This window comes from Roseococcus sp. SYP-B2431, assembly GCF_004336745.1.
In the GTDB taxonomy this organism is placed as follows: domain Bacteria; phylum Pseudomonadota; class Alphaproteobacteria; order Acetobacterales; family Acetobacteraceae; genus Roseococcus.
The window spans coordinates 1,251,436-1,264,801 of the sequence record NZ_SJXD01000011.1; the positions used below are offsets into that span (position 1 = coordinate 1,251,436).

Genomic DNA, 13,366 nt, shown 5'->3' on the forward strand with positions numbered 1-13,366 from the left:
ATCGGCTCCATGGATCTCCGGCAGCTCAACACCTTTCTCCAGGTCGCCGAGCTCGGCAGCCTCAGCAAGGCGTCCGACCGGCTGCGCATCGCCCAGCCCGCGCTGAGCCGGCAGATCCGCCTGCTGGAGGAGGAGCTGAAGCTGCCCCTCTTCGACCGGCACGGCCGCGGCATGGCGCTGACCCCGGCCGGCGAGCTTCTGCGGGCGCGCGCGGGAAACATCCTGCGCCAGCTCGAGGAGACGCGGGCGGATCTGAGCCAGGAGGCGCTGGCCGTGCGCGGCCGCGTGGTCTTCGGCATGCCGCCCACCGTCGGCGACATCCTCGCGACCCGCCTCATCGAGCGGTTCCTGGCGCAATATCCCGAGGTGACGCTGCGCGCAGTCCCGGCCTTCAGCGGCTATCTGCTGGACTGGCTGCATTCCGGCGAGGTGGACATCGCCGTCGTCTACGGCACCGAGGCCCAGGCCAGCCTTCGCCTGACGCCTCTGCTGGTGGAGAACCTCTGCTTCGTGACGCGGCCGGGCGGCGCGCCGGCGCCGGACCACGCCATCCCCTTCGCCGAGGCGGCGCGCGAGAAGCTGGTCCTGCCGGGCCCCCAGCACGGGCTGCGCCGGCTCATCGAGCGGGAGGCCCGGGCGCATGGGATCGCGCTGCGGATCGCGGTGGAGGCCGATGCGCTGCAGGTGCTGAAGGGGCTGGTGCGGCGTGGGGTAGGCGCGACCATCCTGCCGCTCGCGCCGGTGCATGACGAGGTCGCCGCCGGGCTGCTGGGCGCGGCGCCGATCGTCGAGCCGCATCTGTCGCGCAAGCTGGTGGTGGCGCAGCCCCTCGGGCGGCAGCCCTCGAACGCGGTGCGGCATTTCGAGCAGGCGCTGCGGCAGGAGGTCGCCGCCATGGTGCGAGAGGGCATCTGGGACGGGCAGCTCCTCGGCGATCCAATTCCGGCATAGGTGCCTGGCCCGGATTGTATTTTGCCTGAAGGTTGGCCGGGAGCAGTGTCCCGCGCGACAATCGCGTAGGTTCCCGCGCGACCCATCGCGACGCCAGTGCACACAGAAGGTTCTCCCATGGACGCCGTCACCAACCCGCTCCCGCATGCCGAGATCCGCGAGGAGGTGCGCAAGCTCTGCGCCCGCTTCCCCGGTGAGTACTGGCGCGAGCTCGACGCCCGGCGCGGCTACCCCACCGAATTCGTCACGGCGCTGACGGAGGCGGGCTATCTCGGCGCGCTTATCCCCGAAGAGTTCGGCGGCGCAGGCCTCGGCCTCTCGGCCGCCTCGGCGATCCTGGAGACGGTCCACGCGGAGGGCTGCAACGGGGCCGCCTGCCACGCGCAGATGTACATCATGGGCACGATCCTCAAGCACGGCTCGCCCGAGCAGAAGGACCGCTACCTGCCCGGCATCGCCGACGGCACGCTGCGGCTCCAGGCCTTCGGCGTGACCGAGCCCACCAGCGGCACGGACACCACCAACCTGCGCACCACGGCGGTGAAGCAGGGCGACAAGTACATCGTGAACGGCCAGAAGATCTGGACCAGCCGCGCCGAGCACTCCGACCTGATGCTCCTGCTGGCCCGGACCACGCCGAAGGACCAGGTGACGAAGAAGACCGAGGGCCTGTCGACCTTCATCGTGGACATGCGCGCCGCGCTGGGGAACGGCCTCACCATCCGGCCGATCCGCACGATGATGAACCACAATTCCTGCGAGGTCTTCTTCGACAATATGGAGGTTCCCGCCGAGAACCTCGTCGGCGTCGAGGGCAAGGGCTTCCGCTACATCCTGGACGGCATGAACGCCGAGCGGCTTCTGATCGCCTCCGAGAGCATCGGCGACGCCAAGTGGTTCACCCAGAAGTCGGTCGCCTATGCGAAGGAGCGCGTGCTCTTCGGCCGGCCCATCGGCCAGAACCAGGGCGTGCAGTTCCCGATCGCCAAGGCCTATGCCCAGATGCGCGCGGCCGAGGCGCTGCTGCACAAGGGGCTGGAGAAGTTCGAGGCCGGCCTGCCCTGCGGCGAGGAGGCGAACACCGCCAAGATGCTCGCCGCCGATGCGGCCTGGGCCGCGGCCGAGGCCTGCGTGCAGACCCATGGTGGCTTCGGCTTCGCCGAGGAATACGACGTGGAGCGGAAGTTCCGCGAGGCGCGGCTCTACCAGGTGGCCCCGATCAGCACGAATTTGATCTTGAGCTATCTCGGCGAGCACGTGCTGGGCATGCCGCGGAGCTATTGAGGAGGGCCTTGACCTTCCCATAGGGTCATCCCCCATCTCCATGAGCGGAGGCGCGGCGGCGGTCGTTGGCGCGCGCTCCATCGTCAACGGATGAGGAATGCCGCGATGCCGCCCAGGTCCCAGCTATTGGCCGTCACCCTCGCCGTCGCGATCGGGGCCGGCCCGGCCCTCGCCGCGGTCGAGGAGCCCTACCAGCCCGGCGAGGCGGCCATCACGACCACCTGGTTCGCGCTCCGCTCCGACACGGCGCAGCGCGCGGATCGCGACTACGTGGCCGGCATGCTGCCGCATCACGCGGGCGCGCTCAGCATGAGCCGCGACTACCTGGCCGATCCCGGCCGTTCCAGCCCGCTGCTGCGGGCGCTGGCGCGCGCCATCGTCGCCAACCAGCGATTCGAGATCGGCGTGCTGGAGGCCGTGGCGCGGAACCTCGACGCGCCGCCGATGCGGCTGCCCTTCGGGCTCACGCTCCAGCCGGTCGCGACCGAGGGGCTGACCCAGGCGCAGCGCTTCCTCCGCGCGCCGGTGCCGTCGCCCGCGGGCCATGCGCTCGGCCCGGTCAGCGCGCGCGACGTGCTCTTCGCCAAGGCCATGACGATCCACCACGAGGCGGCGGTGCAGATGGCACGGGCCTACCACGCCAATCCCGCGGCGAGGAACGGCTTCCTGGGCCTGATGAACGTGGACATCGTCACCGACCAGACGCAGGAGATCGCGCTGATGCGGGTGGTCGTGGACGCCTATCGGGGCGATGCCGGCGCCATCGTGCCCGATCCCTCGATGGTGCATGGGATGGAGGGGATGCAGCATGCCGCGCATGCGGGCCACGGCGCCGCGCCTGCGGCCGGGTCGGCGGCCCCGCCCATGGCTGTCCGCCCGCCTCCGCGCCGGCCGGCGGGCGGCCCGGACGGGCACGCCCACCACCATCACTGAAGACGGTCAGACGGCCGCGGTGCAGACGATCTCGATGAGGTCCTTGCCCTCGAGCGTCGCGCCGATCACGGCCCGCATCGGGATGTTCGACATGTCCACCCACTCGTCCCAGGCCTTGTTGAGCGCGGGCTTGGCGGACATGTCCGCGCAGTAGCAGATCGCCGTCAGGATCTTCGCCTTGGAGGTCCCGGCGTCGATGAGGTTCTTGTCGATATTGGCGAGCGCTCCCTTCGCCTGGACGTACATGTCGTCGGACTTGTCCGGCGAGGTCGTCACTGTGGTGACGATGCCGTTGTGGACAATGGCCCGGCTGCGCGACGCGACGGCGCCGGGAATGCGGGTGATCATGAAGGCTTCCTCCTGGAATGGACGGCGCGATCCTCCCTTTAACCAGCGCACTCAGCAATGCCGTGATCCCGGGAATCGCGAAGTGGAACGCACATCCCGCATCGCCCGATGTGCGCTTCTGCCCGCGGAGCCGCCGCTTCGTCCACCTGTTCCGTCGCCACACTGCGCAGCGGGCACCGAGCGGCAGGCCCGTCCGCCCCTGAATCTTGTCCGCACATCTGGCCGCCGAGGCGGTTCCATTGGATAGTCGCCATCATGAACAAGCCCCTCGCCAACAAGCCCTTGGCCGGCCTCCTCGTCGTCGCGATGGAACAGGCCGTCGCCGCCCCGCTCTGCTCCATGAAGCTCGCGGATGCCGGCGCCCGCGTGATCAAGATCGAGCGCGCCGAGGGTGACTTCGCCCGCGGCTACGACGCCGCCTGCAAGGGGCTCTCGACCTATTTCGTCTGGCTGAACCGTGGCAAGGAGAGCCTCTGCCTCGACATCAAGGCGCCGGCCGACAAGGCGCTGCTGGCGAGTCTGCTCGCCAAGGCCGACGTCTTCATCCAGAACCTCGCCCCGGGCGCCATGGCCCGCGCCGGCTTCGGCGCGGCCGAGCTGCGCGAGAAGCATCCGCGCCTCATCACCGTCGATATCAGCGGCTATGGTGAGGAGGGCGAGTATGCCGGCATGAAGGCCTATGACCTGCTGGTCCAGGCCGAGAGCGGGCTGGCCGCGGTGACGGGCCGTCCGGAAGGTCCGGGCCGCGTCGGCGTCTCGGCCTGCGACATCGCCTGCGGCATGAACGCGCATGCCGCCGTGCTGGAGGCGCTGATCGAGCGCGGCATCACCGGCCGCGGCAAGGGCATAGGCGTCAGCCTCTTCGACGGCATGGCGGACTGGATGAACGTGCCGCTGCTCTACCTGGAAGGCACCGGCAAGGAGCCGCAGCGGATCGGCCTCGCGCATCCCTCGCTCTGCCCCTATGGCGCCTTCGAGACGAAGGACGGCGCGCTGATCCTCATCTCCATCCAGAACGAGCGCGAATGGGCGCTCTTCGCCGAGCACTTCCTGCAGGACAAGGAGCTCATCACGCGCGAGGGCTTCCGGCTGAACGTGCAGCGCGTCGCGAACCGGCCGGTAGTGGACGCGCATATCGCGGCCGTCTTCGGCGCGCTCAGCCGCGAGGAATGTGTGGCGCGGCTGACCAGGGCGAACACCGCCTACGGCTTCGTGAACGACGTGCACGGGTTGTCGCAGCACAAGGCGCTGCGGCGGATGGAAGTGCAGACCGAGAAGGGCCCGGTGCAAATCGTGGCCCCGGCGCCGCGGTTCAGCGACGGGATGCGCGACTACGGCGCAGTTCCCGCGCTGGGCGCGCATACGGACGCGATCCGGAAGGAATTTGCCTAAGGAAGCGTCATTGGCGGCAAGCCTTGGGCCTAAGGCCGCGCGAGATCAGCGACAGATCCGGGCGCTGCCCATATCCAGGTGGAAATGGTCGCTGTGTGCGGCATTGTACTCCGGCCCAAGCACGGTGCCGAACCAGCGGCAGGCGCCATCGCGCAGCCCGCGCAGCAGCGTATTCTCGCTCTCCCAGTGCCGGGCGAGCCGCAACTCCCGGCCATCGCGCATCCGGAAGCCGGCGACGTCCAGCGCATTTGCCGTGGCGTGCTCGCTGAGCCGGCCGTGCCGGGCGCGATTCACGTTGCGGCAGGCCTGGGCGCCGAGATGCGTGACCCCGGCGACCCCCGCCGGCACCAGGGCATGGCGCTCGTAGAGCACCCAGGCGGCCGCCACCCGGCAGGTCACCACGGGCGGCGAGGGCAAGATCCGCAGCGCGCTGGGCAGCCGCAGGGCGTTCTCCAATCCGCAGCCGACCTCGGAAGGACGGTCCGGGACGCGCGTCACAGGGATGCGCGAGGCCTCGAAGGCCGCGAAGCAGGCCTCCGGGCTGGACCGCAGCCGCCGCAGCTTCAGCCCCGTGACCATATTGGGCTCGGCCGTCAGGTCCAGCGGCGCCCGCGGATCCCATTCCGGCGGCAGGAAGCGCATGCCGTACCAGGCGAGGCCCCCGAGGCCGAGCAGGATGGCCGCGCCCAGCACGGGCGTCGTCAGGCGCAAGTCAGGCCGCCATGGCAGCGGCATCCGCGATCAGCGCGCGATTCCGTCCCGCGGCCTTGGCCGCGTAGAGCGCGCGGTCCGCCCGCTGCGTCGCGGCCTCAAGCGCGGCCATGTCGTTCCCCTCGACCTGGGCGAGCCCACCCGAGATCGTCAGGCTCCGCTCCGGCGCCCCGGGATGGGCGACCCCCTGGCGAATGGCCTCACGCAGCCGCTCCACCAAAAGGAGCGCCGCCTCCGGGTCCACGCCCGGCAGGACCATTGCGAATTCCTCGCCGCCGACCCGCCCCAGGACATCCTGCGTCCGGATCGCCGGGCGCGTGGCCCGGGCCACGCCACGCAGCACCTCGTCGCCCGCGGCATGGCCCCAGCCGTCGTTGATGGACTTGAAGTGGTCGATGTCGAGCAGCGCCACGACCGCTGGCTGGCCCGCCGCCCGGGAGGCCGCGAGCGCGGCCATGGCCATGGCCGCGAAGCCCGCCCGGTTCGGCAGGCCGGTCAGCGGGTCGTGCGCGGCCGCAGCGGCCAGCTGGTGCTCCAGCTCGTCGCGCAGGCGGGAGGCGCGGACCAACATCAGGGCGAAGCAGGGGAGCAGCAGGTCGCCCCCCAGCCAGAACCAGTCGAGCGGGCGCGCCGGCTGGCCCTGGCGGAGGACGGATTCGGCGAGGCCGCCGAGGATCTCCATGATGCCGAGACCCGCCATCAGCAGGCTCCCCAGGGTGGAGACCAGCCGGCGCTCCGGCCTGTCCCGGTAACGACGCGACTGCCGCCAGGCGAGACTCGCGGCGTAGAGGCACAGCAGCCCTATGAGCAGGCTGACGAGCAGGAAGATATAGTCCTTGAGGAGCATGCCGCGATTATTCCACGTGGGTGTGGCCAGTGCCAATCACGAGGCCGCGAATCACGAGGTTCTGGATCACGCCCCCGCATCGTCAGGCGCCCCGGCGCCGCGAACCGGTGCGCCGCAACGACGAACGGGCTTCTACGCCCGCTCCGGCAGAACCGATGTCTCCCGCTCTCTGGATACGACGATCGCGCGATTGCGACCCGCCTCCTTCGCCAGGTAGAGCCCGCCATCGGCCGCCTTCGCCGCCAGCTCGATCGCCGGGACGTCATGCCCCTCGATCGCCGCAAGTCCGGCGGAGATGGTGACGCGATGCTCCGGAGCGCCCGGATGCGGCACGGCCCGCGTCATCGCCGCGCGAATCCGCTCCACCAGCGGCAGCGCATCCTCGGGGCCGACATCAACCATCAGCAGGATGAATTCCTCGCCACCGAACCGCGCGAAGACGTCGGTGGCCCTCACGCTGTCGCGCGCCGCCTGCGCGACGCCGCGAAGCACCTCGTCGCCGGCACCGTGGCCCCAGCCATCGTTGATCGTCTTGAAGCGATCGATGTCGAGCATGGCGATCGTGGCTGGCTGGCCGGAACGCCGGCAGGCATCGAGCGATGCGGCAGCCCGCGCCTTGAAGCCGGCCCTGTTGGGCAGCCCGGTCAATGGATCCTGCTCGGCCGCGGCCGCGAGCAACCGCTCCAGCTCGTCGCGCGACCTGAGGGAGCTCAAGGCGAAGATGTAGAAGCCCGGCACCAGCGCGTCCACGAAGACCGACATCCAGGTCAACGGTGAAATGGGGAGGCCGGAGCGCCGGAAGGCCTCGTCGAGTCCCACGGCGATGCAGAGCAGTCCGATCACGGCCATGAGGCCGGCCCCGATCCGCAGGCGCAGCCGACGGTCGCGCTGCCCCGGGTAGCGCCGCACCTGCGCCAGGGACATCCAGATGGCCACGAGACACAGCGCCCCGGTCGCGAGACGCGCGCCGAGAAAAAGAAGATCCGCGAGAAAGATGGTACTGCTCCGCCCGGATATTGCCCGCGCGGATCACCTGGCCCCGGCTGGCGATCTCCGCCTGCACGAATTCCCGGAACTGCGCCGGCGAAAGGTCCATCGGCACGCCGCCCTGGTCAAGGATGCGCGAGCGCTCGCGGTTGCCGTCGGCGAAGCGGCAGCCTTCCTAGCTCAGCGCGCGACGATGGCCGCCGGCGTGCCGGCGGGGGCCAGCATCCTTCGGAACATCTTATGATCTCCCTGGACTTTCCGGGAGCCTGACAGCGCGCCGCAGGCTGGCGCTAGGCGCGAGCGGCCGCCATCCTGGGCCGGCGATGAACATCCTCTCGATTCAGTCCTGGGTTGCCTACGGGCATGTCGGCAATGCCTCGGCGATGTTTCCGCTCCAGCGGCTCGGCGCCGAGGTCTGGGCCGTGAACACCGTGCAGTTCAGCAATCATACGGGATACGGCGCCTGGCGCGGTCAGGTCTTCGGCGCGCAGCTGGTGCGCGACTGCGTCCAGGGCATTGCCGAGCGCGGCGCGCTGCCGCGCTGCGACGCGGTGCTCACGGGCTATATGGGCGACGCGGAAACCGGCGAGGCCATCCTGGACGCGGTAACGCAGGTGAAGGCCGCGAACCCCGCCGCGCTCTGGTGCTGCGACCCGGTGCTGGGCGACGACGACCGCGGCATCTATGTCCGCCCCGGCATTCCCGAGTTCTTCCGCGACCGCGCGCTGCCACTCGCCGACATCGCCACCCCCAACCGCTTCGAGCTGGAATTCCTGACCGGGATCCAGGTGGTGACGCTCGACGACGCGAAGAAGGCCGTGACCGCGCTCCAGAAGCTGGGCCCGCGCTGCGTGCTGCTGACGAGCCTCTCGCTGCCCGACATGCCGGCGGGCAGCATCGGCATGCTCGCCGCAGAGGGCGGGCGGTTCCACCGGGTGACCACGCCGAAGCTGCCCATCTCCATCAACGGCGCGGGCGACGCCATCGCGGCGCTGTTCCTCTTCCACCGCCTGCAATCCGGCCACCCGGCGGCGGCCCTCTCGAAAGCCTGCTCCTCCGTCTTCGGGCTGCTGCGGCGGACCTGGGAGGCAAAGTCGCGCGAGATTCTCACCGTCCAGGCGCAGGAGGAATTCGTGAGCCCGACGAGCGTCTTCGAAGCGCAGCCCTGCTGAGATCGAGGGGCAGCGCCCCCGGCCCCCCGCGGGAACCTCAGCTTCTTGCGTCCCCGACTCATTGATTGCATGCTAATGATAGGCATGCCACCGACCGACAGGATCCGCGTCACCGCCTCCCTGCTCCAGGCCGGCCGCCAGTGGCGCCGGCTCGCGCAGGACGCCCTCGCCGCGCATGACATCTCCGACGCCCAGGCCAGCCCCCTGATCCATCTCGGCCGCCTCGGCGGCGGCGTGCGCCAGGTGACGCTCGCCGCCCATGTCGGCATCGAAGGCCCCTCCCTCGTCCGGCTGCTGGACCAGCTGGAAGCCGCCGGGCTGCTGGAGCGCCGCGACGATCCGGACGACCGCCGCGCCAAGACGCTCTGGCTCACCCCCGAGGGGCGCCGCCTGGTCCAGCGCATCGAGCGCGTGCTGAGGCAGCTCCGCGAGAAGGTCCTGCGCGAGGTGAGCGACGCGGAGATCGCGGCCGCGCTGCGCGTCTTCCAGGCCATCGAGACGGCGGCCCGCAACGCGTGACGAAGGTCCCGCTCTGGCTGCTCGCGCTCTTCACCTTCAGCGGCACGCTGGCCATGCACATCTTCGTGCCGGCCCTGCCGCGCGCGGCGGAGGATCTCGGCGCCAGCATCGGCACGATGCAGATGACGATCAGCCTCTACATCTACGGCCTCGCCTTCGGGCAGCTGATCTACGGCCCGGCCTCCGACCGCTTCGGCCGCCGCCCCGTGCTGATGGTGGGCCTGGTGATCTACGCCGTCTCAGGCCTCGCCGCCGCCTTCGCCACCGGAGCGGCGACGCTGATCGCCGCGCGGCTCTTCCAGGCGCTGGGCGGCTGCGCGGGGCTGGTGCTCGGGCGGACCATCGTGCGCGACATCTCGGCCACGGCGGAGACCGCGAAACGGCTCGCGACGATGAATCTGATGATCACGGTGGGCCCGGCGATCGCGCCGCTCCTCGGCACGGCGCTCGCGGAGACCACCGGCTGGCGCTCCATCCTGCTGCTGATGAGCGGCTTCGGCGTCGTGAGCCTGCTCCTGGCCTGGCGCCTGCTGCCCGAGACGCGCCCCGCCGATTCCGGCGACGGCCGGGCCTTCCTGCGTCATTGCCTGCAGCTGGCCCGCTCGCCGGCCTTCCTCGGCTATGCGGTCGGCGGCGGCTGCGCCACGACGGCGGTCTTCGCCTTCATCGCCGCGGCGCCCTTCATCTTCACGCAGCAGTTCCATCGCCCGCCGCACGAGACGGGCCTCTACCTGGCGCTGCTGGTCTTCGGCATGTGGCTCGGCAGCGCGCTGGTGAGCCGGATGCTGGGGCGCGTCTCCATGATCAAGCTGATGGTCCGCGGCAACCTCGCGAGCGCGGTGGCGATGCTGGTCCTGCTCGCCGCCACGCTGACGGGGAACGTCAGCGTGGTGCTGGTGATGGCCTGCATGTTCGCCTTCGCCATCGGCCTGGGCTTCGCGTCGCCGACCGCCATGGCCCAGGCGCTGAGCGTGAACCCGCAGGTGATCGGCTCGGCCTCGGGATTGTACGGCGCGATCCAGATGGGCGTCGGCGCGACCTGCGCGGCGCTGGCCGGGCTCGGGTCCGATCCGATGCTGTCGGCCGCGCTGGTGCTGGCGATGGCGGGTGTGGTCGCGCAGGGCTGCTTCTGGATGGCGCTGCGCTGGCAGCGGCTGGCGCGGCCTCCGTCCTGAAGCGGCGCGGGGGCCGCGGGCGCGGCTTCTCAGCCGAAGGCCGCGCGAGCCCTCACGCTCAGATCACCGCGACGCCCGCCAGCGCCAGCAGCGCGATGAAGAAGGTGCTCGCGATCCCCAGCAGCAGCGGCGCCGCGCCGCGGCGGTGCAGCGCCCGCAGATCGGTCTGCAGGCCGAGCGCCGCCACCGAGGCGGCCAGCATCACCGGCACCAGGAAGCGCGAGGCGTCCACCGCCTCCTTCGGCACGAGGCCGGTGCTGCCGATCACGACCAGCGCCAGGAAGCCGAAGGCGAACCAGGGCACCGGCGCCTTGGCGTGACCGGCCTCGCCATGGTGGCGCTTCGCCACCCACCAGCCCAGCGCCACCACGGCCGGCGCCAGCAGGAAGACGCGGGCGAGCTTCATGACCGTGCCGCTCTGCGAGGCGTCCGGCCCGCCTGCCGCCGCCGCGCCCACGGCCTGCACCACCTCGTGGATCGAGGCGCCGGCCCAGAGCCCGTAGGCCCGCCCCGTCATGCCCATGAGATCGCCGAGATAGGGGAAGAGGATCAGCGAGGCCGTGCCGCAGAGGGTGATGACGGCCAGCGAGTAGGTCACGTCCTCGTCCTCGCCGCGCACCACCTGGTTGGCTGCGACGATTGCCGAGGCGCCGCAGATCGAGGTGCCGGTGCCGATCAGCACCGACAGCTTCTCGTCCACGCCCAGCAGCTTCCCGAGCCAGATGGTGAAGGGCAGCGTGAGCCCCACCACCAGCACCGCCAGCACCAGCGCGCCGAGGCCGAGCTGCGCCAGCATCCCCAGCGTTACCTGCAGGCCGAGCAGCACGATCGCGAAGCGCAGCAGCGGCCGCACCGCGAAGGCGATTCCCGGCTTCACCACCGCCGGCCGCCCGATCACGGCGCCGATCCCCACGCCCAGCACCAGCGCCACGACAACCGGGTTCAGCGCGGCCAGGCCGGTCATGTTGCGGACGACGATCGCGACCGCGGCGATGGCGAGGCTCAGCGCGAGGCCGGGAGCCAGGCTGCGCGCGCGGTCAGGGAAGGATTGCGACGCGGCGGAGGCGCTGCTGGGTGCTGCCATGGGAGTCGAAAACTGCCTCGATTGTTGCCAGGACCGTCCACCCGGGCGGGCCGAGCGTCAAGCCGCCGTGCCGCGTGGGACGGGCCTCAGGGCTCGCCCATCATGCGGCGATTCCGGCGCTCCAGCGCGTCGAGCCCGCCCAGGTAGCGCGACTGGGCCGGGTCCCACCGGAGACGGGCGTGGTGAACCACCGAGTTCAGGGTCCGCGCACGGCCGCGCTGCGTGCAGATCCGCGCCTCGCGCACCGTCATCGACAGCTCGGCGAAGCCGTCGCGCCGGGCCTCGCGCAACGCGATCGGCAGCATCCGCTGATCGAGACGGCGAGGCTCGCAGCCGCGCTCGTTGGCCTGAACGGAGTAGAGCAGCGGCCCCTGGAAAACCTGCTGCAGCCGGCCCTCGACGGCCGTGGCGATGAGATGCCGGGAAAAGTTCTCATGGCTGTTGTGGTGGCCGTTGAGCACCACGGCAGCGGGCCGCGCCTCGCCCAGCAGCAGCATCTGCGCGATCGAGGGCGAGCCGCCTGGATCGGTCTGCACCAGCAGCCCGTCGGTCGCGCGGAATTCCGGCGCGACCTGCGCCAGCACGAGCACGCCGGCCACCAGCATCGCCACATGGTCGCGCTCGCCCTCGGAGATCACGGAGAAGCTGGCGGCCCCGCCGCCGGCGAGGTCGATCTCGGCCGGGCCGGCCGGGCTGTCCCCGCCCGCCACCGCATCCGGCACCGCGCGCGCGCCGGCGAATCGGGCGGCGCGGCCGGCTGCGTCGAGATCCGGATAGAGGGCGCGGATCACGTCGGCGAAACTTGCCACGGAGCGCTCGGTGGGGCGCGCATCGAGCGGCCGCGTCGAGCCGTCGCGCGAGGAGATAACGACCGGCCCTTCCTGCGCCCGCGCGGTGCCGAGCCCGAGGGCCAGCAGCGCCACGGCGATCCGTAGGGTCAGGCGCATGCGGCCAGCGCCCCGGTCAGCCCGAAGGCCTCGGCGATCAGCGTGACGCTGCGCCGTCGCGCCTCCCGATCGTGGCAGGGCGTAAGGACCGCGACCTCCTGCACGTCGAGTTCCTCGGCCAGGGCCGCGATGCGCGCATGCACCTGCGCGCCCGTGCCGATCACGGCCCGCGCGCGCATGCGGGCGATCTTCACCTGGTCGGCCTCCGTATAGGGATAGGCGGCGGCCTCCTCGGCCGTCGGCAGGGGCGGGTAGTTGCCGCGGTCGCGGTGCAGCCGCCACAGCGCGCGCGAGGCGAAAAGCCGCTCGGCCTCCGCCTCGGTGTCGGCGGCCAGCGCATAGATACCGATGGCCGCATGCGCCTTCTGCCCCCGCATCTCGCGGAAGGTCTCGCGGTATAGGGTCAGCGCCTCGGCGCAGCCCTGCCCGTCCGTGATGAAGTGGGCGAAGCAATAGGGCAGCCCGAAGAAGGCCGCGACCTGCGCGCCGTAGTCGCTGCTGCCGAGGATCCAGACCTCCGGGAAGGTCGGCACCTCGGGGCTGGCGCGCACCTCGCGGAAGGGGTGCTGCTCGGGCAGCCCGTCGCCGAGCCAGCCGAGCAGGTCGCGCACGGCGGAGGGGAAGTTGTCGGCGGCCGTGCCGGCATTGGGGTTCAGCGCATAGGCGGTGCGCCCGTCGCTGCCCGGGGCACGGCCGAGGCCCAGATCGATGCGGCCGGGCGCCACCGCCTCCAGCGCCCGGAACTGCTCGGCGACCTTCAGGGAGGAGTAGTGCGGCAGCATGATCCCCGCGCTGCCCACGCGGATGCGGCGCGTGGTAGCGCCGATCGCGGAGATGACGATCTCGGGCGCCGAGCCCGCATGGCTGCGGCTGTTGTGGTGCTCGGCCAGCCAGTAGCGGGCATAGCCGAGGCGGTCGGCGAGGCGCGCGACCTCCAGCGTCTCCTGGATCGCCTGCGCGGCGTCCCGGCCGGAGACGATGGTGGACTGGTCCAGGATCGAGAGTGCGAGGGGCAT

General features: G+C 71.1%; 15 protein-coding genes. 8 read left to right on the top strand and 7 right to left on the bottom strand.

The window, feature by feature from the left end:
- Window positions 1-9 precede the first annotated feature (9 nt).
- The 3 genes from EJV46_RS07305 (at window position 10) to EJV46_RS07315 (ending at window position 3,168) form a co-directional block, all read left to right on the top strand.
- Entirely contained in the window at window positions 10-951 is a 942-nt protein-coding gene (locus EJV46_RS07305; RefSeq protein ID WP_131547885.1) for a LysR substrate-binding domain-containing protein, read from the top strand.
- A gap of 117 nt (window positions 952-1,068) precedes the next feature.
- On the top strand, window positions 1,069-2,235 hold the full coding sequence (locus EJV46_RS07310; RefSeq protein WP_131547886.1) for an acyl-CoA dehydrogenase family protein: 1,167 nt from the start codon (window positions 1,069-1,071) through the stop codon (window positions 2,233-2,235).
- Window positions 2,236-2,340: 105 nt separating this feature from the next.
- The gene (locus EJV46_RS07315; protein WP_165585388.1) at window positions 2,341-3,168 is read left to right on the top strand and encodes a DUF305 domain-containing protein; all 828 of its coding nucleotides are present in this window, start codon (window positions 2,341-2,343) and stop codon (window positions 3,166-3,168) included.
- Between the two features lie 6 nt (window positions 3,169-3,174).
- Here EJV46_RS07315 and EJV46_RS07320 read toward each other — a convergent pair whose 3' ends face one another.
- Window positions 3,175-3,516, bottom strand: a complete 342-nt coding sequence (locus EJV46_RS07320; protein ID WP_131547888.1) for a Rid family hydrolase — start codon at window positions 3,514-3,516, stop codon at window positions 3,175-3,177.
- Window positions 3,517-3,771: 255 nt separating this feature from the next.
- On the opposite strand from EJV46_RS07320, the gene EJV46_RS07325 reads away from it, so the two are divergent.
- Window positions 3,772-4,908 carry a CaiB/BaiF CoA-transferase family protein gene (locus EJV46_RS07325; protein ID WP_131547889.1) on the top strand — a complete coding sequence of 379 codons (1,137 nt, stop codon included), beginning with the start codon at window positions 3,772-3,774 and terminating at the stop codon, window positions 4,906-4,908.
- 45 nt (window positions 4,909-4,953) lie between these two features.
- On the opposite strand, the gene EJV46_RS07330 is transcribed toward EJV46_RS07325, so the two are convergent.
- The 3 genes from EJV46_RS07330 to EJV46_RS07340 form a co-directional block, all read right to left on the bottom strand.
- Window positions 4,954-5,619, bottom strand: coding sequence for an extensin family protein (locus EJV46_RS07330; RefSeq protein WP_240782434.1), 666 nt, complete (start codon window positions 5,617-5,619; stop codon window positions 4,954-4,956).
- Window position 5,620: 1 nt separating this feature from the next.
- Window positions 5,621-6,466 (bottom strand): GGDEF domain-containing protein, encoded by an 846-nt coding sequence (locus EJV46_RS07335; RefSeq protein ID WP_131547891.1) that lies wholly within the window; start codon window positions 6,464-6,466, stop codon window positions 5,621-5,623.
- Window positions 6,467-6,598: 132 nt separating this feature from the next.
- Window positions 6,599-7,216 (bottom strand): GGDEF domain-containing protein, encoded by a 618-nt coding sequence (locus tag EJV46_RS07340; protein ID WP_165585389.1) that lies wholly within the window; start codon window positions 7,214-7,216, stop codon window positions 6,599-6,601.
- A gap of 244 nt (window positions 7,217-7,460) precedes the next feature.
- Here EJV46_RS07340 and EJV46_RS07345 point away from each other — a divergent pair, with 244 nt between their 5' ends.
- From EJV46_RS07345 to EJV46_RS07360, 4 genes are all read left to right on the top strand, one after another.
- Window positions 7,461-7,697 carry a hypothetical protein gene (locus tag EJV46_RS07345; RefSeq protein ID WP_131547893.1) on the top strand — a complete coding sequence of 79 codons (237 nt, stop codon included), beginning with the start codon at window positions 7,461-7,463 and terminating at the stop codon, window positions 7,695-7,697.
- A 79-nt stretch (window positions 7,698-7,776) separates the two neighbouring features.
- Window positions 7,777-8,625 carry a pyridoxal kinase PdxY gene (gene pdxY, locus EJV46_RS07350; protein WP_131547894.1) on the top strand — a complete coding sequence of 283 codons (849 nt, stop codon included), beginning with the start codon at window positions 7,777-7,779 and terminating at the stop codon, window positions 8,623-8,625.
- An 84-nt stretch (window positions 8,626-8,709) separates the two neighbouring features.
- Window positions 8,710-9,144: a MarR family winged helix-turn-helix transcriptional regulator gene (locus tag EJV46_RS07355; protein ID WP_131547895.1), complete on the top strand. Its 435-nt coding sequence runs from the start codon at window positions 8,710-8,712 to the stop codon at window positions 9,142-9,144.
- A complete protein-coding gene (locus EJV46_RS07360) occupies window positions 9,141-10,319 on the top strand; it encodes a multidrug effflux MFS transporter (RefSeq protein WP_131547896.1) in 1,179 nt (392 codons plus the stop codon). The genes EJV46_RS07355 and EJV46_RS07360 overlap by 4 nt, the downstream gene beginning before the upstream one ends.
- Before the next feature lie 58 nt (window positions 10,320-10,377).
- On the opposite strand, the gene EJV46_RS07365 is transcribed toward EJV46_RS07360, so the two are convergent.
- From EJV46_RS07365 to EJV46_RS07375, 3 genes are all read right to left on the bottom strand, one after another.
- A complete protein-coding gene (locus tag EJV46_RS07365) occupies window positions 10,378-11,403 on the bottom strand; it encodes a YeiH family protein (RefSeq protein WP_131547897.1) in 1,026 nt (341 codons plus the stop codon).
- A gap of 86 nt (window positions 11,404-11,489) precedes the next feature.
- Window positions 11,490-12,350, bottom strand: a complete 861-nt coding sequence (locus EJV46_RS07370; protein WP_131547898.1) for a hypothetical protein — start codon at window positions 12,348-12,350, stop codon at window positions 11,490-11,492.
- A complete protein-coding gene (locus tag EJV46_RS07375; RefSeq protein WP_131547899.1) occupies window positions 12,341-13,366 on the bottom strand; it encodes an LLM class flavin-dependent oxidoreductase in 1,026 nt (341 codons plus the stop codon). Before EJV46_RS07375 ends, EJV46_RS07370 begins: the two co-directional genes overlap by 10 nt.